The sequence below is a fragment of the Tenacibaculum halocynthiae genome (genome assembly GCF_964512825.1).
GTDB classification, from domain to species: Bacteria; Bacteroidota; Bacteroidia; order Flavobacteriales; family Flavobacteriaceae; genus Polaribacter; species Polaribacter halocynthiae.
In genome coordinates this window covers 1,214-27,554 of sequence record NZ_CAZELG010000036.1, presented here as the reverse complement: position 1 = coordinate 27,554, position 26,341 = coordinate 1,214, and the positions used below count along the sequence as shown (strand labels likewise).

Here is a 26,341-nt window from a genome sequence, read left to right as displayed (position 1 = left end):
TCTTTTTTAAAATGAATTATTTGCAAATGTTTTCACCAACACGTTTGACAATGTCATTTCTAATTGCTTATTTTTATATTCCTGTAACCATAAAGCTTCTCCTACTAATTGATGAAACTCATCAATTGGCATAGCATACGGATCTTTATTAAAGTAGTGTCGTACTAAAGCTGCCGATTTTTTAATCTCATCTACTCCTACTTCTTTACTTATAGTGCTTTCAACAGCTTTTGGTATTTTTTCTAATAATGATTTACTTGCTGAGAGTATAAATTCATCTTCATATACTTTATCTTCTAATACACATTCTTTAAAGATAAAAGCTAATGCTTTGTACTGATCTTCTTCTTTTAACTCTTTAAATTTTTGTACTGTAGCTACTGTTGGTTTTTTTAAATAAGCAATTTCCTCTTCTGAGGTTACTTTAATTACCTCTTTATATATTTTTTTCCACTCTTCTATTTTCAATGCTATTTCTGCCATAAATTATAATTGAGTATCTCTTCGTATTATTTCTAATTCTTCTCTTAACGTTTTACTTGGCGTTTCTTTCACCACTTGTGCTACCGTTAAATTACCTATTACAACTTTTGGTTGTTGATTTTGAGCATTCATAAATGCTTTACCTACAACCGAAACATCAGGTATTTTTGGATTTTCATTTAAGTCAAAAAAGCTATCATTATCTGTAAGTAAACTCATATTTCATCTTCTTCTTTGGTGAGTTATAAAAATAAAAAGATGATTCTGTTACACGAATTTTTAGAGGTTCCTTTTCCTGTGTTTGCAGTAAATTTATAAACGTGTTATTTTTCGTTCGTTTGTATTTTTTTGATTTCCAACTATTAGTCAATAATCTACTCTTGCATAAAACAACAACATTAATCCAATATACTATCTGAATTTTTACACCAGTAAAAACAAACTATCTTATATAATTTTTTCACCATTGAGATATGTGAAACTTTTAGGAAGAGCACAAAAAAATAACTCTCGATATTTATTCAAAATGAATAAATATCGAGAGCATATATACCTCTTTAACTATTTTATACTACGTATTATTTAACCAAACCAGGAAAAGATGTTACTGGTTGAATTTTAATATCTGGGAAACTTTCTGTGATGTACACTTTTAAATCTTCATTGTTTTCTACAATTTGCCATTCACCACATTCATCAGCAAAGTTCTCTACAAATTTCACTTTTAAATCAGGGAAATTATTTACTATTTTCACTTTAACATCTGCCTGTGATGCATATTCTACCAGTTTTATTTTACCATATAACTTTTTCCCTTCAAACTCACATGAATTTAAATTTTTAGCCACTTCTTTTGTTTTTGGTTGCGCAATTACAAACGACAAGCATAAAACAGCAATAATAGATATAGTTTTCATTTTTTTAATTTTAGCAATTAATAATTTATACTAAATTCTAGTTTTTAAATATACCAAAAATCTTGCCTCTTTAAATATTATTAAGTTTTTGAAAAGAAATCTTCTGAGCTAATAAAAATAATTCAAATTTATCAGAAACTAATTTCTACTTCAAATACTCAAACTCAACAGGAAAAGGTGTTATTTCAAAACCTGTAAGCTCTGCTTCTTCCAAGGCATTTTTTAACCGTTCACTAATTAAAATACCATAAGGATATGGCATTGCCATACAATCTATTTCTTTGAATTCTGGTTTCATTACAGCTCGTTCAAACCCCCATCTTCTCCAACCTTTAGTATATTCAATATCATTCAAATTTTCTTCACCTTCAGCTTTTACATAATCAATTCCTATTTTCTTATTTCTTTTCCATTCACAAAAAGTGCTATTTTTAAAATTAATATACTTATCAAAGCCTCCTCCTTTTAATTCCCATACATAATATTCATAATCATTCTGCTTAAAAATAACTTTACTTTTATGAAAAACACTATTATAAATATTAAACCTACTTAAAACTTTTTTCATTTTTTTAGAAACAATAGGTCCGTTGAAACTGTAATTCACACAAGCTCCTATCCAACCATGATAATCTTCTATTCTGGTTACTTCCCTATACTCATCTATATGTCTAGGGAAAAAGTAACCTGTCCCACCTGGAAAAGCTTTTTCTCCATCCAGTAAAGAACATATTATTTCATTTTCATTGTTTTTATATGTTACTCCTATTTTTAAGTTAAAAACTTTAAACTCCATAAATTTTATAAATTATCTAATTTACCATTATTAACCTGAATTACTTTTTTTACAATTAATTCAGTTTCTTCCTCAAGGATGTCTTCTATTTGATTAAAAGCTTTCTTAAAACTTTTTTCATCATTATGCTTAATAGTATTCTTCAATTGATCTATTTTTAAAATAGCAGACTGGGTATGCTTCTCAAAAACATTTTCAACTTCACTTATTATATCATGCATTTTTCCAGTTCTAACATTATGATATCCATGTTGCTCTTTAGCTAATATAATAATATTTTGCTTGAATTCATTAAAGCCTATCGTTAAAGGAGGCTTCCTACTTAATGCCCAATCCATTACCTTTTGAAAAGTTGGGTTTTCTTTCATTATATTCAACATAATTTGGTGATGTCTCTCATACCCCTTCATCACTTTTTTCAATTCTTTAGATGATACCTTTTCTATTTTTTTACCTGTTTTCCTTAAGGCTTCCAAACCTTCACCTAATTGTTTGTAATAGGGCATAAAGGCGTTTCCTGCTTTACCGCCTACTCTAAAAATATTTAAATATTCATTAAATTTTTCGTCAGTAGCGTTAAGTATAAACTTTTTTAATCCTTCATCATGAATTTTTGCATACTTTTTAGTTTGTTCTGCTAATTTTACTAAATGATCATACCCCCTCTCTTTAAGGATTCTAATAGTTTCCTTAATTCGGTCTTTTCTTATTTTGCTTGGATTTCTCCATTTATTAGTAACTTTATCATACTTCCATCCTTTTTTAATATTGTCCACAACTTTTTTAGGAGTAATAGTAAGACCAGATGTGTTTTTACCATGCTGTATTACTTTCTCAAGTAATTCTTTATTTGTAATATTAAGCTCTTCTATAGCCTCAAAATACTTAGACTGTTGTGCTGTTAAATGCTCAATGCCGTACTTTTTCTTTATAGCTGCTTTTTTTGCTAATTCTTTAGCTACTCTTTCAGCCTTTCTAGTATTTCTTCCATTATCAACAGCATCGAAAGCAGCATCAAAATTAAGTTTTTTACCAGTTTTAGCACTATTATCTAACATTGCAAATGCCAACTGGTACTCTGGTCCGTTTGCTACTATTACATTGTCTAAGAAAATATTTAGGTCTTTTTCTAAATCAAACATATGCTGGCTAAGCTTAGCTGGCACCTCTTTCCCTTCTTGTACAAGTTTTTGTATTACCTCATCAACTTCATATATATATTGCTTAAACTTTGTATAGCTTTCTACTATGTTTTTATCAAAACCTCGCTGTACTCCCTCCTTTACTTTTTTAAGGTTTATTTTTTTAAGACTTTTTAAACTGCTTCCTAAGTATATTAAATCTCCTGTTGTATCAAGTATTTTCCAGGTAGTTAATAAATTTTCGTACTTATTTTCTAACATCCATTCAGTAATCTCCTCAGATCGTATAGCGAAAGAACTTGTTTCTTTTGCTATATTGGCGACAGCTAATGCCCGTTTTAGTAATTCTTTTTTAACTACTTTTTTCCCTGCATGTTTTATTGCGGAAGTAGCTAGGAATCGAACAGATCCATAAATAGAGGCTACACTTACTAAATCTAATAAAAACTCAAACGTATCCCAATTACTTTGGCTTTCTAATTTTTTATATAAATAAAATGCTGGTACTTTTAAGGTACCTACTTCTTTTCCGTTTATTACCGTTTTTATAGCTACCAGTTCTAAAGGATGAAAAGTAAATGAACCTTCATTTAAAGCTACTTTTTTACCATATTTAAATATAAAACTGCTTTGGTTGTGGTTATCAAAAGAAATAGTATTTTCTCCTTTCCAATCACTCGATTCTATATGGATTTTTCTTCCTATATATGAGCTTTCACTTAAATACAATGCTCTTGGAACTTTAGATTTAGCATCAAAAATAGGAATATACTGTCCTAAATACTTTAACAAACGTTCATATTCAGCACCATCTACCCTATCAACAATTTCATATAGTAAATCTGTACGCTTGTGTAAAAATGTATACATATCTTCAGGCTTCATAGCCCTTAATACACTTAGTAACGCTATCTCTTCATTTGCCCCACTTAAGCCAGCATCCCAAGTAAAAGTTTTACTTAGCATTTTTTCTAAATACCCTTCTAACTCAACTTTTGTAAAGGTATCTATACGTAAATTCGCACTTGTTCTATAAGCACTTGTTGGTAACGAAGCAAAGTACCTACTTAATTTATTTGGTTGATTTTTTGATTTACGTATTCCTTCAATATATACATTAGCTAACGGTTCTGTAAAAGACACTTCAAGGTTCACCCCTAATTTTTTTACCAACATTTCAAAAGCTAAATAATCTTTTGTTTGCAGATAATACCTTTTTTGATCACCTTTTTCATCTTTAAAATGCAAATAATAACTGTAAGTACCATGATGTAGCTTTGCAGATGCTTTTATATATTCAGGGCGAAGATCAAGTTTTATATCAAAATCTTCAGGAGAAGAAAAACCGTGAATGCTAAATTTAAAATTATCAATTACTAAACTAGCAAATCCTTTTGCCTTTATTTTATGGTCTTTTACATAGGGTACAGCTCCCCTGAAAGAACTAATTTTACCAGCTTTTTTTATTAAATACTCAAAAACATGCTTAGTTTCTGCTTCATAATGCCTAATACTGCCCCAATAAGTAGTTTTCTTTTCTAAATTAATTACTAGTGCATTAATTGTAATATCATCTAATAAATAACTATAAGTACCATCTTTATTTATTATAATTTCACTAGTTGCCCCTTTAAAATAAATATTATTTACTCCTAATTTTGCATACCATTTACTTAATGCAAACTCTTTATAAATTAAATTTAATTTAGGGTATAGTTTATATTCATTAAACTGCTGTATATCTATTTCTAATGCACTCAAAATCAAAAAAACCTCTTGATTCTCCTTCATTATATCTAGTAATGAGATAGAGTGATTTTTTAATTTTTCTAATAACGTTTTATCTCTAACCCTCTTTTTTTCATTATAAACCTGAGCCACTTTATGAATTAAAGCTTCTCTATATTTTTCTACATTTACTTTTTGCTTTGGTATCCCTTGTTCAAAATTTTCTATGTAATGAAGTAATTCTGCATAATTCGGATTAAGTAACACATCGTTTACCGAAAGTTCTTTGTTTTTTATTTTTTGAATAATATTTTCCCAAAACACATTAACTTCTTTAACATCACTAGGAGTTATTAAATATCTTTTTTTAATAAGTTTTATGAGGTTTTCTTTAGTAACATCTACACCTGATTTTGTTATATATATGTTTTCTTCTTTACCACTTCCTGATGACTCTCTTAAAAACCTATGAGCTTTGTACCCTTTATAATTCGTATTTATAAAATTTATTAAAGCCGAATACTTTTTATTAGTAATTACTCCATAAGTATCTAAACTCCCTGTAGCTAAAAGAGCTTTTAAATCATCTAATAATCTAACCTCTATTTTTATTAAGTGTTTATTCTCTTCAATTATTTGAATTAACATTGGTGTATTTAACACCTTTATTTTTTGTGTAGTAGTAGTAGTAGTAGTAGTAGTAGGTTTTTTCTCAGGTTTTGTTGATTCAAATTCTGAAAAAGGTATTATCTCTTTTCTTTCTTCGGTAACAATTGCCATTTCTTGAGATATAAATTGCTTATATTCTTCGGCAGTATACTCTCCTTCTTCAACTAGTAAATTCAAATCTATTTTAGGTGGAATTGGCTCAGTGTAATTTGTTACTGACAAACCCGAAGCAATTAAATTCTCTCTAACCTTATTTTCTTCTTTTTTCACTCTATGACGCTCTATATCTAGCTTATTCCATATTAAATGAAACTGCCTTCTAAACTCTGCTCTAGAGCTACCATCAGTACTTTTTATCTTTATAGTGTGCAATTTATTCTCCATTACTCTGAAAGAAAAACATTAAATTAGAAGGATTAATAGTACTTATATCCTTCTAAAAGTTAAACCCTTAAATTATTTTGTCTTACAAAACCTCTATTTTAACAGGCTTAGGCTGAATAAAATCAGAAAATGAAGTGGTAATATTTAATCGTAAGTCATCCTCTTCTTCAATAGCATGATCTCCCCCTAAAAAACAATTTTTAAATAGTACCTCTAAAGCTTTAAACTCATCCATTTTTGAAGCTTGTAATACTGCTGACCGAATAGCTATACTTGGTTTTTTAAAATATGCGTGCAATGTTTTTCCATCATCATCTTCAACCGATAACTTTACTACTCTTTTATGTTTATGTTTCCAATGTTTTAGTTGTACCTCAGTAATATTTCCGTCTAATATTTGTACTGTTTCGTTTTCCATAATACTATTTTATAGCGTGTTTATTAAAAATCCCGTTTTATTTTGATAACTCAATATAAAACGGGACACTTCTTTTTAGTACTATCTCACCAATTTAAATTAGCTATTTAATTTGGCATTAGTTCTCAATCTCATCTAGAACTGATAGTTATTGTTAGCAATCTTGTATAAACGAACTACTAACTTTAGTTTTTTTTAGTTCCATTCAATATGAGACACAATAAGATCTAACGATACTTCAATTTTAGTATCTCCTTGACTCATGTTTCTGTTATTAGACTTAAACTCACAATTACGTATTACGTGCGTTACTATTTGATCGCTTCCATCTTCTAAAAAACTAATTTTCACATCAAAAGGAGGTACATCTTGCATACGTTTTCCTCTTGGCAATGATGTTTGTATAGCTTCTACTTCATAGTTATATAAAGTAAAAGATGCATTTGCTTCATAACGACCTCTACCTCTATGCACAGGCATATTTCCTGCACCATAATGGTTTTCTTTTGCTTCTGAATCGTCGTAACTAATGGCAGTAATACCAGTTACAATACGATCTAATAAATTTACTTCTATAGATGACCAGCTGTGGCGCTGACCGTTTATTAATGGTAATTGAGACATATTTTTTCGTTTTTACAATTTTTTAATTTGATGGGCTTGGTGTTGGAGCTGGAGCTCCTACTGATACAGCTTTTAATTGAAATGGGTTTTTAAATCCTAAATTCACAATAATTCTACGAGCAGTTCCCATTGGCACTACTGACATTTCAATTTGAAGTTCTGAATTAGCTAGTATATCTTGGTTTGGATTGATGTAAACTTCAATTTCAGAAACCTCTTCGTTGCTAATCATTCTTTCTAAAGCCGCCTTACATAAAGTTTCGTACCCTTTTACTACTGTTGGTGCTAACTTTCCTGTATCAGGGTCTACTAATACTGGTGAATTTAACTTTGGCAATAAGGCTGTACGTGTAATACGTGCTGCTTTATTAATAGTTCTGTTTGCTTCAATGAATGCAAAATCAGATGTACGTTGTGTACAAGTATGGCTATCATTAAAATAAACCCCAGGTACTCCTGTGTGTTTACGTGTAAAAATATACCTTGCTTCGTCTAACGTTTTCATTTGACCTTCAGAAAGAAGTTCTTTTCCTCCTACAAAACCAACTGAACGAAAACCTTCACCTGTAAGATTAAATTTTTCTACCCATGCGATATTTTCAGATACTTTTGCTTTTGATACTGCTCCTAATAAAACTCCTACTGCAGCTGTATTGTTATAGTTAGCATTAGTAGCTACCACTTCTTTATCCATAGCAATTACTACAGAAACATTTTCTGCATTAAAACCACCTAAATCAGTAACTTTTTTTGGATCAAAACCTTTTCCTTCTAAAATAACTTCTAAAGGTCTAAAATCTTCAAATGCTTTTTCAGTAACCGTTTTAGCATGAGTTACAACTCTTGTTAACTCTGAAAACTCTGTAGCTCCATTATATATAACTGCTAACTGGCGAACATCACCATTAGTCTTCATTAACATTTCTTCTACCTTATTCTCTACCAAAGCACTATAATTTGGTTCCTCTGAAGCCATTATAAATAAATCTCCTGAAGGATTCATTCTAAAAAACTGAGAAATCTGATAAAATGCTGATATTCCATTTACATCATATGATTCATCTATACCTAAAGCTTTTGCATCTTTTAATGATGCTAAACGATATACCTTATCTTTTTCTAATACTTGTTTTGGTTTTGCAACACTTTGTTTTGTTTTCCTAACTGAAACAACTGAAGTGTTAAACAATAATCCTGAAACCATGTCTTTACTTGGTGTTCTACGACCTAAACCTCCTGAGAGTTTGTTGATGACTACATCATTAAATAGTACGCCCATATTTTTTTAATTTTTTAAACATTTTTTTTAATACCATAAAAATAGATTACCAATTTTTATTAACCTGTAATTTTTAAATCTCTATACTGTAGTTTCAGTAAAAAACTTATTCGTTTATGATATTATAAATGGTACGCTCTGATAAAAATAATCTTTCAGATAGCTCAGAAACTATTAATTTCATTTGTTTCTGTTGGTTGCTATCAATATAGTATTGAACAAACTCTTTTCTCTTTTTAGTTAAATTTAAATTTCTTCTCATTTTATTTTTCTTATTTAGTTTGAAGGTTTATTTCTTTTTTATTTATTATTAATTTTTCGTTTATTTTTTTATACACTAGGAGTTTTTTACCTTCATGCATCACTTCATGATAATCATCAAGATTATATCCTAACTTCTCTAAGTTTTCTTTTACATTTTCTTTCTTCTTTTTCGTACTCAGGTCATTTTCTACAAATGCCCCATTACTTACCATAGCATATTTTTTCTTGTACTCTTTTTCAACTAACGTAGTTTTATAATTAATTTCCCATATAAAAAATTCATTTTTTTCCCAATTATCGTCCTCTACTGTATATTGTCCTTCTCGAACTTTAAATGCAGAATTAGGTATTAACCTCTCTGTGGTTGTTCCTGATGCTAACGCTTCATTATTTTCAATTAATTCTGATTGAGTTGGGTGTAGTAAAATAGCTTTATCTATTTTTTTTACCAATTCGAAGTTTTCTAAATAATCATTTTCAAAATCTGATTTTAACACTACAAAAACACTAAAATCAACATCTGCTTTGTATTCGTTTTCTGACGATGTATTCCAAACAACATTATTATATTTAAACATAACCAATGGAAATTTTGCCTTTGATTTTTCTTTAAATACTAAGTCGTTAAATAAGGCTATTGAAATTTGTTTATTTGGGACTGCTCCTTTATTTATGAGCACAGAAATAAGGCCCTTCTTTTGGGCATAATAATCTTTCAAGATCATAGTTTTATTTTTTTTAAAATTATTCTTTCACTGTAAAACTATAAAAAAAAACGAGAGATTTTCAAAAAAATCATTAATTATTTATTAATTTTATCATAAAAAATTAACTACTATGATTGTACTACTTGACAATGGACATGGAGGTCTTATTAATGGAAAATACCAAACCAATGGAAAAAGAAAAGACTGGGGAAGTAAAGGAATTATTTATGAAGGCGAGTTCAATAGAGCTATTGTAAATGGAATAATAGAGCAACTTACAGAACTTCAAATACCCTATGTCAATATTGCTCCTGAATATAGAGATGTACGTTTAGAAACTCGTGTTAAAAGAGCTAATAAACTACCTAAAAACAACTGCTTTTATTTAAGTATTCACTCTAATGCTGGAGGCGGAAAAGGTAGCGAAATTTTCACTTCACCAGGAAATACTAAAAGTGACAAAATTGCTACTATTTTTGGTGAGGAATACAAAGAACAATTCCCTAAAAATCATTTACGTACAGATTTTAGTGATGGTGATTTGGATAAAGAACAACGATTTTATGTTCTTACAAAAACTAAAATGCCTGCTATTCTTACAGAAAGTTTTTTTATGGATAATTTTGATGAATTTAATACTATTTTAAAAACAAAAGAAGGAAGGCAACAAATAATAAATTACCACGTTAAAGCTATCCTTCGTGTAAAAAAAGAACTTTTTTAATTAACCACTAATATTTTTATTATGAAAAAGATTAAACTCAATTATTTATTACTTTTAGCCACAAGCTTTTTAATTTCTTGTAACGCTTTAAAAACAGCTCCTTACGATCAATTTTCGTATCAAAAAACAACAGAAATTAAAGTTGATGCTATTAGACTTATTGATAAAGCTACTTCGCTATATCAAGACAATATTACAGAAATTCTGCATTTAGAAAATGAAATTGCTAAGATTGTTGAATACGAAAAATATAAGCCTAATAATGAATTAACGTATGAAATGTGGCAAATTTTAGCCAATGAAAACAAAAATTTACTTGCAGGATTTTTTAAAAGATGGAAAGAAAAAGAAAAACTGTCTCCTTTTTTCGTTAAGGAAGCTAAAACACAAATAACAGAAGCTATGAATTTACTTCTTCAATATGAAGGGAAGAAGGAAACCGCTCTGAAAAATCAATTATTAGAACTTATTTCAAAAAATTAATTTACTATGGATTTCGATCAAATATTACAAGAACTAAAAAAATCGTTAGTCGATCTTTTTAATAATAAATACACAAACTTTACTAAAGAATCTAAAAAAGACATTGAACTATTTTTAGATGACTCGAAAGATAAACTTGAACGTTGGACTATTCTTTTAAAAAACCAACAATTAACCCTTGATGATTTTGAATGGCTTGTTAAAAGTCAGAAAGATTTATTTCACTTAAAAGCATTACAAACTGCAGGTGTTTCAAAAATAAGTCTTGGTCATTTCAAAAATAAAGTTGTTAAAACAATTATTAATACTATCAAATTATTAATTTTTTAACTTCAATTGAAAAGCACTTTTTAAAACTTTCAAATAAGTTTTAAAAAGTGCTTTTCAAACAACTAATTTTAATTTTAGTTAAAATTAATTCACATTAGATTTCTCCTTTCTTTCTTCTATTAAAAAAGTAGGATTTATCTGAAATTCTTTCCAAAGCACCATTAATTCATTAAAAAGGGGGATTGAAGTTGACCTACTACCATATTGTATAATAATATGTGCCAATAAATTATAACATGCTGTATATTCTCCGCTCGCTATTAAGCTTTCTAACATCTTATTTTTTTTCTCTTTTTTAGTAAACCATAACGTGGTACCAAATGAAGCACTTTTTATGGAGTTTCTTATAACTTCATTACTTATAGCACCAGTATACTTAACTATTTTATCCCAATTCCTAACCCTTTCAGGCTTATCTGTTTGATTTCCTGAAGAATCTTTACATCTTAATTCATATACAGTAGATGAAATTACTTTATTAGGAAAAGTACTGTATATAGCTGTTGCATGCTGTCGCCTGTCATTTTTAAGAAAAATAACACCAGCCATTCGCATTAGTGATTTTGCTCTGTTAATAATATAAAAACCAACTCTTCTCGGTGGCAAATATAATTGCTGATCTATTCCTGTTTGATTTTGCATTAATTTAGAAAGCGAGAAAAACAAAAAGTGTATAAACGTTAAAAACGCAAAAAATATTACACTTATAGTATACCATACTAACCATTTTTTTATGAAGAAAAAAACGGTTGCCATTAGCACAATTAATAATGTAAATGCACTAGATAGTAACGATGCATATTTACTAAACTTACTTTTTGAAGCAAATTCAAAACCTTTTCCTGGATAAGGTGAAGCAACATCACTAACAAAATACAAATCATAACTCTCATCACTGTTACTTTGAGCTTCAGAAACAAAAACAGAAGTACCTTGATTGTCAACAATACCACCATCCATTAACCCTATTTCATTTAGATCATTATATTTTGATGTAAAATCATATGGAAAGCCAATAGGTTCAAAACCTCCAGGAAAAGCTGTAGATGCTGCTATAACATCACCTAACTTAATATCATCAATAATATGCTTGTATTTACTATGAGCTTTACCATTTCCAAACCTTTTTTGATTTCCTTTTATATTTTGAAATCTAAATTGGTGAGTACTATCAAAATCTGTGGCATTAAAAATCACTCTTTCTAAATGAGTCTTTGAACCACCCTCATTAATTAAATTTTGAATCTGTCCTAATGTAGTGTTATTCGTAAAGTTATTGTATTCAATTGAAAAAGCATTAATAGGGTTTTTCCTTTTATGCTTATTTTCTGCCTTGTTCCACACCAAAGGTCCTCGTAAATGACTTATAGCATTACTTGCTAACTCATCTTTATCAAGCCAATTATAATAATCATCTAAAAAAGCATCAAAATCTTTTCCTTCAATTTGAGATTGCACATATTTTACACCAGTAATAGTACCTCCAGATACTGTAGATATTGCTTTAACATTTTCTAACAAGCCAACTTTTTCAAGAAGAGAAAGAGTTCCTAAAGAAAAACAAGCAGCCCTATAGCCACCTCCAGAAAAACATAAAGCAATCGATTTAAAAAGTTCCATAAAATAATTTGATTAATTTATCCAAATACATTTAGGAAAAACAACAGCAATTATTTAACCTTTTCCTTCTTTCTTCAGGTTTTAAAACTACTCTTTTTTTACTTTTTAAAAAAAACTAAATACTGTCTTTTCAGTATTTTTAGGTATCAAAAAAATTAACACGTTACCATATAAAGTTCAACTACCTATAATTAAAGCTAATATCTTTACTTTAAAGAACCGAATAAAAAACTAATAATTATTTAAGCCTTGTAATCTAGTAACGTATTTACCAATAACATCAAACTCTAAATTCACTTTAGTACCTTTTACAAAGTTTTTAAATGTGGTATGCTCTAGCGTATAAGGTATAATAGCTACACTGAATTCATTTTTCTTAGAATTCACAACAGTTAAACTAACTCCATTAACCGTAATTGATCCTTTTTCAATAGTTACATTACCGTCAAAATCATAAGAAAAAGTAAAAATAGTACTTCCATCATCGTCTTTTACATTTTCACAAACTCCCGTTTTATCAACATGTCCTTGTACTATATGACCATCTAACCTAGCTCCTAACTTCATTCCTCTTTCAAGGTTTACTTCATTTCCTATCACTAACTCGCTTAAATTAGTTTTATCTAATGACTCTTTAATTGCTGTAACCTTGTACTCATCAGCAACTATATCAACTACAGTTAAACAAACACCATTATGAGCAACGCTTTGATCTATTTTTAATTCACTTGTAATACTACTTTTAACTGTTAAATGAAGATTACCCCTTTCTTTTTCTAGTTTTGTTACAATACCAAGAGTTTCAATTATTCCCGTAAACATTCTCTAAATTTTAATTACTTTTGTTACCATCAAAAATACGACATTACAGAAGTAAACTATGGATAAATCAAACAAAATTATTGTTGGTATTTCAATTGGAGACATAAATGGTATTGGTATTGAAATTATTTTAAAAACTTTTGAAGACAAACGCATGTTAGAGTTTTGTACTCCTGTTCTGTTTGGTTCAAACAAGTTGATCTCTTATCATAAAAAAGTATTAAAATTAAACAACAGTATTCATGGTATTACTTCTATTGATAAAATAGTTCATGGAAAGGTCAATTTAGTTAATATTTGGAAAGAAGATGTTAAAATAGAAATAGGAAAAATAACGGAAGCTGGTGGTAATTACGCATTGAAGTCATTACAATCTGCCGTAAGTGCTTTAAAAGAAAATAAAATTGATCTTTTAATAACTGCTCCTATAAACAAAGAGAATATTCAATCAGAAGAATTTGACTTCCCTGGACATACTGAATATCTTGAAGATAATTTAGAAGGAGAAAGTTTAATGATTTTAATGACTGATGAGTTACGCATTGGATTAATTACTGGTCATATTCCTATTTCTCAAGTAGCAGAAACCATAAGCTCGGAATTAATAAAGAGTAAAGTTGAAATTATGCACACCTCTTTAAAAGAAGACTTTAATATAAACAAACCAAAAATAGCTGTACTTGGTTTAAATCCTCATTGTGGAGATAAAGGAGTTATTGGTAAAGAAGATGATGAAATTATAAGGCCTACAATAAAAGAAATTCAAGAAACTGGTAAATTAGTTTATGGCCCGTATGCAGCAGATGGTTTTTTCGGATCAAAAACTCATCAAAAATTTGATGGTGTATTAGCAATGTATCACGATCAAGGACTAGCTCCTTTCAAAGCTCTATCTTTTGGTAATGGCGTTAATTTTACTGCTGGACTAAACAAAGTAAGAACATCACCTGATCACGGAACGGGATTTGATATTGCAGGTAAAAACAAAGCAAACCCAGCATCTTTTAAAGAAGCTTTATTTACTTCTCTTCATATTTATAAGAACAGAATTGAGTATCAAAACCTTATAAAAGGAGCCTTAAAAACAAAATAGTGAAAAATTTATTTCCAAAATATAAATATAAAAACATTTTTTATATCTTTGCACGCTCAAATTGATGTTGTAGATGAAAGACTTAAAACAATTCAACATACCTTTTATAGGTTTAAAGGAAGGGAGTCATTTATTTGAATATCATATTGATAAAACGTTCTTTGAAGCTTATCAGTTTGATGATTTTAATGATTGCGCCGTAAATACGACTGTAGATTTCGTAAAAAAAAGTAACTTAATGGAACTTAATTTTACGATAAATGGTAGTGTTAATGTTCCTTGTGACATGACAGGTGAGTTATTTAATCAAGAAATTGATGGTACTTTACATTTAATTGTAAAATTTGGACATGAATATAATGATGACAATGATGAAATTTTGATTCTTCCTAACGAAGCTTATCAAATTAACATTTCACAATATATATATGAACTCATAATTTTATCAGTACCTAATAAAAGAGTACATCCTAAAGTATTGGATGGAACTATGGAATCTGAAGCTTTAGAGAAATTAGAAGAATTAAGAATAGACGAAGATAAAACTGTTGAAGAAAAAACAACAGACCCTAGATGGGATAAATTAAAGGATTTACTAACAGATAAATAAGACATAAAATGGCACATCCAAAGAGAAAAATATCTAAAACTAGAAGAGACAAAAGAAGAACTCATTATAAAGCTTCAGTACCTCAAATAGCTGTTGATCCTACAACTGGAGAAGCTCATTTATACCATAGAGCACACTGGCATGAAGGAAAATTATACTACAGAGGTCAAGTAGTATTAGAATCTGCTACTGCAGAAGCTTAAAAACTGGTTTTCAAAAAAGCTGAAAAAACCCTCCTTTCGAGGGTTTTTTCGTATTTTTAAGTCAGAAATATAAGTTTTTGCTTTTTTTTATTTAAAGAAGTGAAATAATTTTCATTTCTTTGAAATCTCGTTTTACAACAAAACAAACAACTATGACTAAAATATCTGCAGCTATAACAGCAGTAGGAAAATATGTTCCAGAATATGCTCTTACGAATAAAGAGCTTGAAACTATGGTAGACACCAATGATGAGTGGATTACTAGTAGAACTGGAATCAAAGAAAGAAGAATTTTAAAAGTAGAAGGTGCTGGAACATCTTACATGGCAATTAAAGCTGCTGAAGATTTACTAGAGAAATCTGGTGTTTTAGCTTCTGACATTGATATGGTAATAGTAGCTACAGCTACTCCAGATATGCCAGTTGCATCAACTGCAGCCTACACTGCTTCAAAAATTGGAGCTGTAAATGCTTTTTCTTACGATTTACAAGCAGCTTGTTCTAGCTTTCTTTATGGAATGTCAACTGCATCTAGTTACATTGAAAGTGGTCGTTACAAGAAAGTGCTTTTAATTGGTGCTGATAAAATGTCTTCTATAATAGATTACACAGATAGAGCTACTTGTATTATTTTTGGTGATGGTGCAGGTGCTGCACTTTTTGAACCTAATACTGAAAATTTAGGTTTACAAGATGAGTACTTACGTAGTGATGGAGTAGGAAGAGAGTTTTTAAAAATTGACGCTGGAGGTTCTATTTTACCTTCTTCAGAAGAAACAATTAAAAATAATAGACATTTTGTACATCAAGAAGGACGTACAGTTTTCAAATTCGCTGTTTCAAACATGGCAGATGTAGCTGAAAAAATGTTAACGAGAAATAATTTAACTAAAGAAGAAATTCAATGGTTAGTTCCGCATCAAGCGAATAAAAGAATTATTGAAGCAACAGCTAATAGAGTTGGATTAGAAGAAAATAAAGTTATGATGAATATTCATAAATATGGAAACACTACTTCTGCCACTCTCCCTTTGTTACTTGCTGACTATGAAAAAGTTTTGAAAAAAGGAGATAACTTAATTTTTGCCGCATTTGGTGGTGGCTTCACTTGGGGAGCTATCTATTTAAAATGGGCATATAACTCATAAACCAAACAACTTAAATTTAGGAAAATGGATATTAAAGAAATTCAAAGTCTTATAAAGTTTGTAGCTAAATCTGGTGCAAGCGAAGTAAAGTTAGAAATGGAGGATATTAAAATCACCATTAAAACCGGAAGTGAAACTCCTGAAACTACAATTATTCAGGCCCCAGTTGCTGCTGCTCCTCAAATGATAGCACAACAACCAGTACCAGTTGCTCAACCAACTGCTCCTGTAGCTTCTACAAACGAAACTACTACTGAAGACGACTCGAAATATATTACTATAAAATCACCAATCATTGGTACATTCTATAGAAAACCTTCACCAGACAAACCTAATTTTGCTGAAGTAGGTACAGAGGTTAAAGTTGGTGATACTGTATGTATTATTGAAGCAATGAAATTATTTAACGAAATAGAATCTGAAATATCAGGTAAAGTAGTTAAAGTATTAGTTGACGATTCTAGTCCTGTAGAATTTGATCAACCTCTATTCTTAGTTGACCCATCATAATTAATAGTTATTATTTAGTTCGTAATACTTAAACAAGTATACTTATTTTAAATTTTAACCCTTAAATTATCTAATTATGTTTAAAAAAATATTAATTGCCAATAGAGGTGAAATTGCACTGCGTGTAATAAGAACCTGTAAGGAGATGGGAATAAAAACTGTAGCTGTTTACTCTAAAGCAGATGCAGAAAGTTTACATGTACGATTTGCTGATGAAGCAGTTTGCATTGGCCCTGCTCCAAGTAGTGAATCTTACTTAAAAATGTCACATATTATTGCTGCTGCTGAAATTACTAACGCAGATGCAATTCATCCTGGATATGGTTTTTTAGCTGAAAATGCTAAATTTTCAAAATTATGTGATGAACACGATATTAAATTTATCGGAGCTTCGCCTGAGATGATTGATAGAATGGGAGATAAAGCGAACGCCAAAGCTACAATGAAAGCTGCTGGTGTACCTTGTGTTCCTGGTAGTGACGGTGTTATTAATACTTTTGAAGAATGTTTAAAAGTAGCTGAAGAAACTGTATATCCTGTAATGCTTAAAGCTTCAGCAGGAGGTGGAGGAAAAGGTATGCGTGCTGTTTGGAAAGCTGAAGATTTAAAAGATGCTTGGGATTCTGCTAGACAAGAATCAAAAGCTGCTTTTGGAAATGATGATATGTATATGGAGAAGTTAATTGAAGAGCCTCGTCATATAGAAATTCAAGTAGTTGGAGATGCCTTTGGAAAGGCATGTCATTTATCTGAAAGAGATTGTTCAGTTCAACGTCGTCATCAAAAATTAACAGAAGAAACTCCTTCTCCATTCATGACTGATGAGTTACGTGATGAAATGGGTAAAGCAGCAGTAAAAGCAGCAGAATTTATTAAATATGAAGGTGCTGGTACTGTTGAATTTTTAGTTGACAAGCATCGTAACTTCTACTTCATGGAAATGAATACTCGTATTCAAGTAGAACACCCAATTACTGAAGAAGTAGTTGATTATGATTTAATACGTGAACAGATATTAGTTGCTGCTGGTGTGCCAATTTCAGGTAAAAACTACACACCTCAATTACACTCTATAGAATGTAGAATTAATGCTGAAGATCCATACAATGGATTTAGACCAGCTCCAGGAAAAATAACTTCTTATCATGCTCCAGGAGGACATGGTGTACGTATAGACACACACGTATATGCAGGTTATATGATACCACCTAATTATGATTCTATGATTTCAAAATTAATTGTTACTGCTCAAACAAGAGAAGAAGCTATTAATAAAATGAAACGTGCATTAGATGAATACGTTATTGAAGGTGTAAAAACTACGATTCCTTTTCATAGACAATTAATGGATCATCCAGATTATGTTGCTGGTAACTATACCACAAAATTTATGGAGGATTTCGAAATGAAATAAACTATTATAGTACAATAAAAAAAATCAGTGAATATTTCACTGATTTTTTTTATTCCCTAACTTCGCATTATGAATTTAGTATATAATTTGATTTTACATTTTGTCTATTTTTTATTAAAAATCATAGCCTTATTCAATAAAAAAATGAACTTATTTATTGAAGGAAGAAAAGATTCTTTTTCTAAATTAAATACTATTTCTAAAGATGATAAAGTTGTATGGTTCCATGCGGCTTCGTTAGGTGAATTTGAGCAAGGAAGACCCATCATTGAAAACTTCAAGCTTTTATATCCAAATTATAAAATAGTTCTTACTTTTTTTTCTCCTTCTGGTTATGAAATAAAAAAAGAATATAAACATGCTGATGTTGTTTGCTATTTACCTTTTGACACAAAAAGAAATATGCAAAATTTTATAGAAACAGTTCACCCAGAACTCGCTGTAATAATTAAATATGAATTTTGGCCAAATCTATTATCTGAACTACAAAAACTAAATATACATACTGTTTTAGTTTCTGGTATTTTTAGAGAAAAACAATCATTTTTTAAATGGTATGGCGGTTTTATGCGAAAAAAATTAAATGCCTTTAATTATTTTTTTGTTCAAAACGAAACTTCAAAAAAACTTTTAAATTCTATAAATTTAAAAAACACTTCAGTTTGTGGAGATACTCGTTTTGATAGAGTATATGATATATTAAAACAAAACAATACTTTAAACTTCATTTCAGAATTTAAAAACAACAATTATACAATAGTTGCTGGTAGTTCATGGGCTGAGGATGAAGAATGTATTGTAAACTATATAAATAATGGTTCTTCAAAAGATGAAAAATTCATTATTGCTCCGCATAACATAAACTCACAAGACATAATAGCTTTAAAAAAATCAATAAATAAAAAGACTGTTTTGTTTTCTGAAAAGGAAGAAAAAAACTTATCAGAATATCAAGTATTCATTATTGATACAATTGGTATACTAACCAAGATATATTCGTATGCTGACGTGGCTTATATTGGTGGTGGATTAAAAACTAACCTTCATAATACCTTAGAACCAGCTGTTTTTGGTATTCCTTTGGTTTTCGGAAATAAAAAATATAAAAAATTTCAAGAAGCTGTAGATTTACTTTCTTTAAAAGGTGCTATTGGTATTCATAATAAAAATGATTTTTACACTACATTTACAACTTTAAAATCAAATAATACTTTAAGAACTAAAATGGGAGTTATTAACAAAGAATATATTGAAAATAATATTGGTGCCACCAAATTAATTATTGATTATATAAACAATACTTTACATTAATTGTTGTTAGGTTTAAATGAGCTTTAAGACTTAATTTTAAAGTAAAAATTATAATGGAATTTATTTTACAGCCTTGGCCTTGGTATGTGTCAGGATTTTTGATATCGATTGTTTTATTTTTATTATTCTATTTCGGAAAAAACTTTGGCATTTCTAGTAACTTAGAAACGATGTGTACAATAGCTGGTGCTGGAAAAATTTCTGACTATTTTAATACCAACTGGAAAGATAAAACTTGGTCTCTAATTTTTTTAATAGGATTGATAATTGGTGGTTATGTTACCGTAGAATATTTATCAAAAGATACTTCAATAGATATCAGTTTAGAAACAATCAAAGACTTAAATGAATTAGGTTTTAACGATATTGGAACTACTTTTGTTCCTTCTGAAATTTTTAGCATTGAAAGTTTATTAACTTTAAAAGGTTTTTTAATACTTTTTTTTGCTGGTGTTTTAATTGGATTTGGAACAAGATATGCTGATGGTTGTACTTCTGGACATGCAATTACTGGTTTAAGTAGCTTTCAATTACCGTCTTTAATTGCTGTTATAGGCTTTTTTATTGGCGGGCTATTTATGGTTTGGTTAGTATTTCCTCTAATATTTAATTAATATGAAATATTTAAAGTTTTTATTCACAGGAATTTTATTTGGAATTATTTTAACAAAATCTGAAGCTATTTCTTGGTACCGAATTTATGAAATGTTCAAGTTTCAATCATTTCATATGTATGGTATTATTGGTACTGCTGTTGCTTTTTCTATGATTTTCATGTATTTATTCAAAACAGGTATCATTACTAATTATTTAGGAAAAAAAGTTTTTATAAAAGAAAAGAAAAAAGGACTTACAAAATCCTTAATTGGTGGTATAATATTCGGTTTAGGCTGGGCTTTAGCAGGTGCTTGTCCAGGTCCTATATTTGTTTTAATAGGACATGGTATACTTCCTATTCTTATTGTACTAGTAGGAGCCGTTTTTGGAACTTTTATTTATGGTATACTGAGTAAAAAACTACCTCATTAATATTTAATTCTATTCTTTTTTAAGAACTCCGAGTCAGTTTTATTTACTACTTCCCATTGATATATTTTTGAAAGCTGATAAATTTTAGACAGCTCTTCAAATAATCGGTTTTTAGCTTCTTTTTGTAACTCTGATACAGTTATGGTTGTTTTTATCTTTTCAATGGCTCTATCGCTCAATTTATTCAATTCTGATTTAGAAAAAGTATTAAACTTACTCTGTTGTAAATCAAAATATTTAATATCTGGTGAAATAGTAACTTCTTCTTTAGGAATCTTATTAATTATAATTTGTTTTCCTATAGTATCTATTTGAATATCTAATTTTGACAAATCATAGCCGACTTCAACTTTAGCATTGACAGATAATATTGCTTTTTTTTGAAAAGAAATGTAATCGTAGAAATATTTCTTAGTATCAGAAAAACTATACATTTCTGAAAAACTTCCTTCAGTAACAACTAATTTACTTAAGTTTTGTACTCCATTAAGAAACACTTCTATTTCTTCTTTTTCATGTTTAACTTCTTTTCTGTCATACCAAAGTTTAGCTATTAAAAAACCTAGTAAAAAAATTGCTATATACTTTATAAAACGCACCATAATTCTAGTATAAAATCTAGTTACAATGTACTAAAAACTATCCGAATTAATTCTACAAAAAACACCTATTCATATTTTTGTCATTTTATAAACTACTTAAATAAAAAAACATTTATTGGAAACCTATTTATTAACTATTGCTTTTACATTTTTTGTATCACTTAAAATATAAAAATATGACCTCCTATTTTGTTGATGCTCTTCTTCTGAACATTTCTTTTGATTCTTATCATTACAATCATTCAATAACTGATCTTCTCCATATCCAATAGCACTCTCTATTCTATTTGAAGAAATACCTCTAGAAATTATATAATCTCTTGTAGATTTAGCTCTATTGTCTGAAAGAATTCTATTGTATTCTTTAGTTCCTCTACTATCAGTATGCGATTCTATTTTAATAATCATATCAGGATGATTCTTCATAACAGTAACTATTTTTTCTAATTCATACTCAGCATCTTCTCTAATATTGAATAAATTAAAGTTAAAATAAATAGGATTAATAACTATTTGGTCTTCTACTATCAAAGATTCTAATTGTAAATCAGTTTTTAATACTTTCTTATTTACATCTAATGTTGCTGTTTCTTTTTCAGTTACTTTGTAATCATCTTTTGAAGCTACCACTATAAAGTTTTTTTCACAATCTATTTTATCAAAAGAATAACTTCCATCTAAATTTGTTATTTGCTTAGAAACTGGTTCGCCTTTTTCATTTATTAATCGTACTGTTACCTTATCTATTGGATCTCCAGTTCTAGAATCAGACACAATACCGTTAATATCTTCTTTACATTTATAAATTGTAAAACTATAGATATCATCATCTCCTCTTCCATCTTCTCTATTAGAAGAAAAAAAACCAGCAGTTCTTTGGTCATTAATAACAAAGGCAAAATCATCACGAGGTCCATTAACTGGAGCGCCTAAATTAACTGGATCTGAATATGTATTATTCTCTATTTTAGATTCAAATATATCTAATGCACCTAAACCTAAATGACCATTAGAAGCAAAGTATAAACGATTGTCTTTTCCTGCAAATGGAAACATTTCTCTTCCTTCAGTATTAATTGTTTCACCTAAGTTTTCTGGTTTCCCATAACTACCATCAGCCTCTATAGCTACTTTATAAATATCTGTACCTCCATATCCATTTGGCATGTCAGATACAAAATATAGCGTTTTTTCATCTGCACTTAAAGCTGGGTGTCCTGTAGAATATTCATCGCTATTAAATGGTAATTCTTTTACATTCCCCCAAGTTTCATAAATTTTTTCAGCTTTATAAATTTTTAGATGAGTAGTTCTTTGTTTATCAGACTTTAACTTATCTCCATCATAATTATCTCTAGTAAAGTACATGGTTTTACCATTTTTACTTATAACAGCATTAGATTCATGGTATTTTGTACTTAAAGCTGTTATCTTCTCAGATAATTCCACATCTAAAGCCTTATCTTCTTCTAATCTTTTTAATTTTGAAGTATAAATATTTAAATAAGGTTGATTATTCCATTGATAAATCTTCTTATTTTCTTCGTCAGGCCTAGTTGATGCAAAATATAAAGTATTGTCATAAATAAATCCTCCAAAATCGGAATATTTAGAGTTAGAAGATACATTGTGAATATTTATAAATGTTTTTTCTTTGTTTGTATATTCAACAAAATAATCTTTATTTTTCTCTAATGCAATGGCTCTACTATCATTTCCTTTTACTTCTTTTAATTTCAACAGCCATTTATCAGATTCATTTATTTTACCATTACTTTTTAATGTTTGAGCATATCTAAACACATGCTTTGGAGAAGCTATGACTTCAAACTTATTCATTAACTCGGCATACCATTTTTCTGCTTTATCAAAATCAACATTAAAATAATAGGAGTCTGCCAACCTACTTATAACCAAATATGTTTCATCACCTTTGTCGTAAATAGTTTTGTATAATTCAGCTGATTTTTTATAAGCGTATTCTTTAAAATACCTATCAGCTGCATATTTTCGTTGCCCGAAACTGAAAACAGTAACGAATAACAATACGTATAAAAATATTATTTTTTTCATATCCTTCGATTTTAATTGTTTAGAAAAATCTTGGTGATTTCATCTTTTGTTCTTTAAATATCTCATATCGAAGCATTACTTCATGAGTTCCTGAATTATAATTGCTATAATTAGATGTCGTTAAATCGTAAGCATAACCTATTTGTAATGATTCATTAATTTGAAACCCTAACATTGCACTAATTGAATCATCCCATCTCCATGCTGCTCCAACTCTAAATTTATCATTAAATAAAAAGTTTGCTGATACATCTAATGATAATGGTGCTCCACTTACTATTTTACTTAATACCGCCGGCTTAAACTTTATTGTTTCGCTTAAATCAAACACATAACCTCCTATTAAAAAATAATGCATTCTTTCTGTTGCCACAACTCCTCCACTTGACACATCATCATAATGATCTGTTCTCAAAATGTTTGGAACTGCAAAACCTAAATACCAATTTGACTTGTAATAATAAACTCCTGCTCCTATTGTTGGTAAAAACTTACTTATATTCTGATTTAATGATCTATCATTTCCATCTCGAAAAACTCCTTTACTCCAGTCTACATTAAAAAAACGCCCTCCTAATTTTAATCCAAATGCTAAATTTCCATCTTCACTTGTTCGAACGGTATAAGAAACATTTGCATCTATATACGTTTCATTAGATGGACCAATTGCATCATTTACCAAATTTATTCCTAATCCAACTCCTGAATATCCTAACGGAGTATCATAACTTAATGTTTGAGTATCTGGCGCTCCATCAATTCCAACCCATTGTGTTCTTGCCAAAACATTGATCATTGTATGTCCTTTTGAACCTACATATGCCGGATTAACACTCATTGTATTAAACATATATTGTGTATACTGAGGATCTTGCTGTCCATATACTATACATGAACTTAGTATTAATATTAGTATGCTGATTACTTTTAATATATTATTCATCCTTACTAATTTCTTTAGATTTATTAACGATTTATTAAAATATAATTCTTGATTTCAATTCAAGTATTTACACCAATTTACCTTCTTATTTATTTTTTACCATCGATCAAACGTTCGTTTTCGTATATCTTTCGTTGAATGGTTCAATTCTGTCGTTAAATAAAATTGAATTCTAAATAGGCTAAATGATTTAACCTATTTAGAATATTTACTAGTGTTAATCTCTATTAATATAAATCCATCCTTTTTTAACCTTATTTCCATTTCCTAAGTCAAGAACATAGAAATACGTACCAGAAGGCAACTTATCTTCTACTTGAATATTTACTCTTCCATTAGAAGTACCATCCCAGGTGTTATTATATTGCTGCTTACTATACACTAAATTACCCCACCTATTAAATATCTCTAATGTATTGTTTGGATAATTTTCAATACAGTTAATAATTAATGTATCATTACTACCATCATCATTAGGTGTAAATTCATTATAAACCGTAACACAATCATCAACACCAACTGCATCACCAAAGGCAGTATCGTTTAAATCTGCACTATCTGAAATTCCATCACCGTCTGAATCTGTTCCACTATCTGGTAAAACTCCTGTTCCCCCACTATCTGGATCGGTTGGATCTGTATCGTTTACATCTGTATTTCCTGAATCTCCAAATCCTGAATCATCTTCATCTACTTCATCTGAAATTCCATCTCCGTCACTATCTGGTCCATCTACTACTCCATTTCCATCTTCATCATCATTTCCGCCTTCAGTGATATCGTTTATTCCATCATCATCACTATCTAAATCTTGATAATCTGGTACGCCATCTCCATCGGTATCAACTGTATCTCCTTCTCCTCCATTTCCTTCTCCAAAATTACTTGAGTCTGAATCTACACTATCTGAAATACCATCACCATCACTATCTGATCCTCCAGTATCATTTGAATCGATAACACCATCATTGTTCGTGTCTAAATCACCATTTCCATTCTCAATAACATCATTGATTCCATCATTATCACTATCTAAATCTTGATAATCTGGTACGCCATCTCCATCGGTATCTGGTTCTTCATCAGTATCAACTGAATCATCTGCTTGCCCATCATTATCTGTATCTACATATCCTGTATCATTTGAATCGATAACTCCATCGCCATTGGTATCTAAATCACCATTTCCGCCTTCATCTACATCTAATATCCCATCATTATCACTATCTAAATCTAAACTATCTGGTATTCCATCGCCATCTGTATCTCCTGTTCCTTCTGCTGTATCTGGAATTCCATCATTATCATCATCTACATCTAAATGATCTGGTATTCCATCACCATCGGTATCAGTTGCATCTCCAAAATTAGTATCATCGCCATCAACACTATCTGATATACCATCGCCATCACTATCTGTTCCACTATCTGGTAAAACTCCTGTTCCCCCACTATCTGGATCGGTTGGATCTGTATCGTTTACATCTGTATTTCCTGAATCTCCAAATCCTGAATCATCTTCATCTACTTCATCTGAAATTCCATCTCCGTCACTATCTGGTCCATCTACTACTCCATTTCCATCTTCATCATCATTTCCGCCTTCAGTGATATCGTTTATTCCATCATCATCACTATCTAAATCTTGATAATCTGGTACGCCATCACCATCGGTATCAACTGTATCTCCTTCTCCTCCATTTCCTTCTCCGAAATTGCTTGAGTCTGAATCTACACTATCTGAAATACCATCGCCATCACTATCTGATCCTCCAGTATCATTTGAATCGATAACACCATCATTGTTCGTGTCTAAATCACCATTTCCATTCTCAATAACATCATTGATTCCATCATTATCACTATCTAAATCTTGATAATCTGGTACGCCATCTCCATCGGTATCTGGTTCTTCATCAGTATCCACTGAATCATCTGCTTGACCATCATTGTCTGCATCTACATATCCTGTATCATTTGAATCGATAACTCCATCGCCATTGGTATCTAAATCA

Annotated in this window: 28 protein-coding genes (1 of these 28 only partly in view); 12 read left to right on the top strand and 16 right to left on the bottom strand. The window is 29.7% G+C overall.

The features are described 5' to 3' along the window. Positions 1-6: 6 nt before the first annotated feature. The 10 genes from ACKTTQ_RS13760 to ACKTTQ_RS13715 all read right to left on the bottom strand — a co-directional run bounded on the left by ACKTTQ_RS13760 (position 7) and on the right by ACKTTQ_RS13715 (position 9,429). Complete coding sequence (locus ACKTTQ_RS13760; RefSeq protein ID WP_408049532.1) at positions 7-483, bottom strand: hypothetical protein; 477 nt, start codon at positions 481-483, stop codon at positions 7-9. Positions 484-486: 3 nt separating this feature from the next. Then, positions 487-702: a hypothetical protein gene (locus ACKTTQ_RS13755; RefSeq protein ID WP_408049531.1), complete on the bottom strand. Its 216-nt coding sequence runs from the start codon at positions 700-702 to the stop codon at positions 487-489. Positions 703-1,061: 359 nt separating this feature from the next. Next, a complete protein-coding gene (locus tag ACKTTQ_RS13750; protein WP_408049530.1) occupies positions 1,062-1,400 on the bottom strand; it encodes a hypothetical protein in 339 nt (112 codons plus the stop codon). Between the two features lie 145 nt (positions 1,401-1,545). After that, positions 1,546-2,196, bottom strand: a complete 651-nt coding sequence (locus tag ACKTTQ_RS13745; protein WP_408049529.1) for a hypothetical protein — start codon at positions 2,194-2,196, stop codon at positions 1,546-1,548. A 5-nt stretch (positions 2,197-2,201) separates the two neighbouring features. After that, positions 2,202-6,119 carry a hypothetical protein gene (locus ACKTTQ_RS13740; protein WP_408049528.1) on the bottom strand — a complete coding sequence of 1,306 codons (3,918 nt, stop codon included), beginning with the start codon at positions 6,117-6,119 and terminating at the stop codon, positions 2,202-2,204. A gap of 82 nt (positions 6,120-6,201) precedes the next feature. Beyond that, positions 6,202-6,537 (bottom strand): hypothetical protein, encoded by a 336-nt coding sequence (locus ACKTTQ_RS13735; protein WP_299135511.1) that lies wholly within the window; start codon positions 6,535-6,537, stop codon positions 6,202-6,204. A gap of 195 nt (positions 6,538-6,732) precedes the next feature. Beyond that, positions 6,733-7,161, bottom strand: a complete 429-nt coding sequence (locus tag ACKTTQ_RS13730) for a hypothetical protein (protein ID WP_299135512.1) — start codon at positions 7,159-7,161, stop codon at positions 6,733-6,735. 22 nt (positions 7,162-7,183) lie between these two features. Next, positions 7,184-8,440: a DUF2586 domain-containing protein gene (locus ACKTTQ_RS13725; protein ID WP_408049527.1), complete on the bottom strand. Its 1,257-nt coding sequence runs from the start codon at positions 8,438-8,440 to the stop codon at positions 7,184-7,186. A 106-nt stretch (positions 8,441-8,546) separates the two neighbouring features. Further along, positions 8,547-8,702, bottom strand: coding sequence for a hypothetical protein (locus tag ACKTTQ_RS13720; RefSeq protein WP_299135515.1), 156 nt, complete (start codon positions 8,700-8,702; stop codon positions 8,547-8,549). A 10-nt stretch (positions 8,703-8,712) separates the two neighbouring features. Then, positions 8,713-9,429 carry a hypothetical protein gene (locus ACKTTQ_RS13715; protein WP_408049526.1) on the bottom strand — a complete coding sequence of 239 codons (717 nt, stop codon included), beginning with the start codon at positions 9,427-9,429 and terminating at the stop codon, positions 8,713-8,715. Positions 9,430-9,541: 112 nt separating this feature from the next. Here ACKTTQ_RS13715 and ACKTTQ_RS13710 point away from each other — a divergent pair, with 112 nt between their 5' ends. Genes ACKTTQ_RS13710 through ACKTTQ_RS13700 form a run of 3 tightly spaced genes read left to right on the top strand, consistent with a single transcriptional unit; the run spans position 9,542 to position 10,948 of the window. Further along, entirely contained in the window at positions 9,542-10,135 is a 594-nt protein-coding gene (locus tag ACKTTQ_RS13710) for an N-acetylmuramoyl-L-alanine amidase (protein WP_299135517.1), read from the top strand. Positions 10,136-10,156: 21 nt separating this feature from the next. After that, positions 10,157-10,618, top strand: a complete 462-nt coding sequence (locus ACKTTQ_RS13705) for a hypothetical protein (protein ID WP_408049525.1) — start codon at positions 10,157-10,159, stop codon at positions 10,616-10,618. A gap of 6 nt (positions 10,619-10,624) precedes the next feature. Next, a complete protein-coding gene (locus tag ACKTTQ_RS13700; protein ID WP_299135519.1) occupies positions 10,625-10,948 on the top strand; it encodes a hypothetical protein in 324 nt (107 codons plus the stop codon). A gap of 84 nt (positions 10,949-11,032) precedes the next feature. Here the strand turns inward: ACKTTQ_RS13700 and ACKTTQ_RS13695 are convergent, their stop codons facing one another. Next, on the bottom strand, positions 11,033-12,568 hold the full coding sequence (locus ACKTTQ_RS13695) for a patatin-like phospholipase family protein (RefSeq protein WP_408049524.1): 1,536 nt from the start codon (positions 12,566-12,568) through the stop codon (positions 11,033-11,035). A gap of 231 nt (positions 12,569-12,799) precedes the next feature. Beyond that, entirely contained in the window at positions 12,800-13,390 is a 591-nt protein-coding gene (locus ACKTTQ_RS13690) for a riboflavin synthase (RefSeq protein ID WP_408049523.1), read from the bottom strand. 58 nt (positions 13,391-13,448) lie between these two features. Between ACKTTQ_RS13690 and pdxA the strand changes: the two genes are divergently transcribed. The 9 genes from pdxA (at position 13,449) to ACKTTQ_RS13645 (ending at position 20,708) form a co-directional block, all read left to right on the top strand. Next, positions 13,449-14,483, top strand: a complete 1,035-nt coding sequence (gene pdxA / locus ACKTTQ_RS13685; RefSeq protein WP_408049522.1) for a 4-hydroxythreonine-4-phosphate dehydrogenase PdxA — start codon at positions 13,449-13,451, stop codon at positions 14,481-14,483. Between the two features lie 73 nt (positions 14,484-14,556). Further along, positions 14,557-15,093: a YceD family protein gene (locus ACKTTQ_RS13680; RefSeq protein WP_093870070.1), complete on the top strand. Its 537-nt coding sequence runs from the start codon at positions 14,557-14,559 to the stop codon at positions 15,091-15,093. A gap of 8 nt (positions 15,094-15,101) precedes the next feature. After that, positions 15,102-15,296: a 50S ribosomal protein L32 gene (rpmF, locus tag ACKTTQ_RS13675; protein ID WP_028892219.1), complete on the top strand. Its 195-nt coding sequence runs from the start codon at positions 15,102-15,104 to the stop codon at positions 15,294-15,296. Positions 15,297-15,448: 152 nt separating this feature from the next. Further along, positions 15,449-16,444: a beta-ketoacyl-ACP synthase III gene (locus ACKTTQ_RS13670; protein ID WP_408049521.1), complete on the top strand. Its 996-nt coding sequence runs from the start codon at positions 15,449-15,451 to the stop codon at positions 16,442-16,444. 24 nt (positions 16,445-16,468) lie between these two features. Beyond that, positions 16,469-16,954 carry an acetyl-CoA carboxylase biotin carboxyl carrier protein gene (gene accB / locus ACKTTQ_RS13665; protein ID WP_113787603.1) on the top strand — a complete coding sequence of 162 codons (486 nt, stop codon included), beginning with the start codon at positions 16,469-16,471 and terminating at the stop codon, positions 16,952-16,954. Positions 16,955-17,030: 76 nt separating this feature from the next. Beyond that, positions 17,031-18,368 carry an acetyl-CoA carboxylase biotin carboxylase subunit gene (gene accC, locus ACKTTQ_RS13660; protein WP_093870067.1) on the top strand — a complete coding sequence of 446 codons (1,338 nt, stop codon included), beginning with the start codon at positions 17,031-17,033 and terminating at the stop codon, positions 18,366-18,368. 144 nt (positions 18,369-18,512) lie between these two features. Beyond that, positions 18,513-19,679, top strand: coding sequence for a 3-deoxy-D-manno-octulosonic acid transferase (locus ACKTTQ_RS13655; protein ID WP_408049520.1), 1,167 nt, complete (start codon positions 18,513-18,515; stop codon positions 19,677-19,679). 53 nt (positions 19,680-19,732) lie between these two features. After that, a complete protein-coding gene (locus ACKTTQ_RS13650) occupies positions 19,733-20,293 on the top strand; it encodes a YeeE/YedE family protein (protein ID WP_093870065.1) in 561 nt (186 codons plus the stop codon). Position 20,294: 1 nt separating this feature from the next. Next, on the top strand, positions 20,295-20,708 hold the full coding sequence (locus tag ACKTTQ_RS13645) for a DUF6691 family protein (protein ID WP_093870064.1): 414 nt from the start codon (positions 20,295-20,297) through the stop codon (positions 20,706-20,708). Here ACKTTQ_RS13645 and ACKTTQ_RS13640 read toward each other — a convergent pair. From ACKTTQ_RS13640 to ACKTTQ_RS13625, 4 genes are all read right to left on the bottom strand, one after another. After that, entirely contained in the window at positions 20,705-21,310 is a 606-nt protein-coding gene (locus tag ACKTTQ_RS13640; RefSeq protein ID WP_113787606.1) for a DUF4230 domain-containing protein, read from the bottom strand. The genes ACKTTQ_RS13645 and ACKTTQ_RS13640 overlap by 4 nt on opposite strands. Before the next feature lie 123 nt (positions 21,311-21,433). Next, positions 21,434-23,383 (bottom strand): OmpA family protein, encoded by a 1,950-nt coding sequence (locus ACKTTQ_RS13635; RefSeq protein ID WP_093870062.1) that lies wholly within the window; start codon positions 23,381-23,383, stop codon positions 21,434-21,436. A 19-nt stretch (positions 23,384-23,402) separates the two neighbouring features. After that, positions 23,403-24,326, bottom strand: a complete 924-nt coding sequence (locus tag ACKTTQ_RS13630) for a PorP/SprF family type IX secretion system membrane protein (RefSeq protein ID WP_093870061.1) — start codon at positions 24,324-24,326, stop codon at positions 23,403-23,405. Between the two features lie 217 nt (positions 24,327-24,543). Beyond that, a protein-coding gene (locus ACKTTQ_RS13625; RefSeq protein ID WP_408049519.1) for a T9SS type B sorting domain-containing protein crosses the window boundary here: on the bottom strand, positions 24,544-26,341 show its 3' portion. 23 nt of this gene lie beyond the right edge of the window; only the last 1,798 of its 1,821 coding nucleotides appear in the window; its start codon lies off the right edge, out of view — the gene reads right to left on this strand; the stop codon is at positions 24,544-24,546.

What these genes read in the sequence shown, in the direction of transcription:
- ACKTTQ_RS13760 (WP_408049532.1), bottom strand. Translation starts at nt 483, where the DNA reads ATGGCAGAAATAGCATTGAAAATAGAAGAGTGGAAAAAAATATATAAA.
- ACKTTQ_RS13755 (WP_408049531.1), bottom strand. Translation starts at nt 702, where the DNA reads ATGAGTTTACTTACAGATAATGATAGCTTTTTTGACTTAAATGAAAAT.
- ACKTTQ_RS13750 (WP_408049530.1), bottom strand. Translation starts at nt 1,400, where the DNA reads ATGAAAACTATATCTATTATTGCTGTTTTATGCTTGTCGTTTGTAATT.
- ACKTTQ_RS13745 (WP_408049529.1), bottom strand. Translation starts at nt 2,196, where the DNA reads ATGGAGTTTAAAGTTTTTAACTTAAAAATAGGAGTAACATATAAAAAC.
- ACKTTQ_RS13740 (WP_408049528.1), bottom strand. Translation starts at nt 6,119, where the DNA reads ATGGAGAATAAATTGCACACTATAAAGATAAAAAGTACTGATGGTAGC.
- ACKTTQ_RS13735 (WP_299135511.1), bottom strand. Translation starts at nt 6,537, where the DNA reads ATGGAAAACGAAACAGTACAAATATTAGACGGAAATATTACTGAGGTA.
- ACKTTQ_RS13730 (WP_299135512.1), bottom strand. Translation starts at nt 7,161, where the DNA reads ATGTCTCAATTACCATTAATAAACGGTCAGCGCCACAGCTGGTCATCT.
- ACKTTQ_RS13725 (WP_408049527.1), bottom strand. Translation starts at nt 8,440, where the DNA reads ATGGGCGTACTATTTAATGATGTAGTCATCAACAAACTCTCAGGAGGT.
- ACKTTQ_RS13720 (WP_299135515.1), bottom strand. Translation starts at nt 8,702, where the DNA reads ATGAGAAGAAATTTAAATTTAACTAAAAAGAGAAAAGAGTTTGTTCAA.
- ACKTTQ_RS13715 (WP_408049526.1), bottom strand. Translation starts at nt 9,429, where the DNA reads ATGATCTTGAAAGATTATTATGCCCAAAAGAAGGGCCTTATTTCTGTG.
- ACKTTQ_RS13710 (WP_299135517.1), top strand. Translation starts at nt 9,542, where the DNA reads ATGATTGTACTACTTGACAATGGACATGGAGGTCTTATTAATGGAAAA.
- ACKTTQ_RS13705 (WP_408049525.1), top strand. Translation starts at nt 10,157, where the DNA reads ATGAAAAAGATTAAACTCAATTATTTATTACTTTTAGCCACAAGCTTT.
- ACKTTQ_RS13700 (WP_299135519.1), top strand. Translation starts at nt 10,625, where the DNA reads ATGGATTTCGATCAAATATTACAAGAACTAAAAAAATCGTTAGTCGAT.
- ACKTTQ_RS13695 (WP_408049524.1), bottom strand. Translation starts at nt 12,568, where the DNA reads ATGGAACTTTTTAAATCGATTGCTTTATGTTTTTCTGGAGGTGGCTAT.
- ACKTTQ_RS13690 (WP_408049523.1), bottom strand. Translation starts at nt 13,390, where the DNA reads ATGTTTACGGGAATAATTGAAACTCTTGGTATTGTAACAAAACTAGAA.
- pdxA (WP_408049522.1), top strand. Translation starts at nt 13,449, where the DNA reads ATGGATAAATCAAACAAAATTATTGTTGGTATTTCAATTGGAGACATA.
- ACKTTQ_RS13680 (WP_093870070.1), top strand. Translation starts at nt 14,557, where the DNA reads ATGAAAGACTTAAAACAATTCAACATACCTTTTATAGGTTTAAAGGAA.
- rpmF (WP_028892219.1), top strand. Translation starts at nt 15,102, where the DNA reads ATGGCACATCCAAAGAGAAAAATATCTAAAACTAGAAGAGACAAAAGA.
- ACKTTQ_RS13670 (WP_408049521.1), top strand. Translation starts at nt 15,449, where the DNA reads ATGACTAAAATATCTGCAGCTATAACAGCAGTAGGAAAATATGTTCCA.
- accB (WP_113787603.1), top strand. Translation starts at nt 16,469, where the DNA reads ATGGATATTAAAGAAATTCAAAGTCTTATAAAGTTTGTAGCTAAATCT.
- accC (WP_093870067.1), top strand. Translation starts at nt 17,031, where the DNA reads ATGTTTAAAAAAATATTAATTGCCAATAGAGGTGAAATTGCACTGCGT.
- ACKTTQ_RS13655 (WP_408049520.1), top strand. Translation starts at nt 18,513, where the DNA reads ATGAACTTATTTATTGAAGGAAGAAAAGATTCTTTTTCTAAATTAAAT.
- ACKTTQ_RS13650 (WP_093870065.1), top strand. Translation starts at nt 19,733, where the DNA reads ATGGAATTTATTTTACAGCCTTGGCCTTGGTATGTGTCAGGATTTTTG.
- ACKTTQ_RS13645 (WP_093870064.1), top strand. Translation starts at nt 20,295, where the DNA reads ATGAAATATTTAAAGTTTTTATTCACAGGAATTTTATTTGGAATTATT.
- ACKTTQ_RS13640 (WP_113787606.1), bottom strand. Translation starts at nt 21,310, where the DNA reads ATGGTGCGTTTTATAAAGTATATAGCAATTTTTTTACTAGGTTTTTTA.
- ACKTTQ_RS13635 (WP_093870062.1), bottom strand. Translation starts at nt 23,383, where the DNA reads ATGAAAAAAATAATATTTTTATACGTATTGTTATTCGTTACTGTTTTC.
- ACKTTQ_RS13630 (WP_093870061.1), bottom strand. Translation starts at nt 24,326, where the DNA reads ATGAATAATATATTAAAAGTAATCAGCATACTAATATTAATACTAAGT.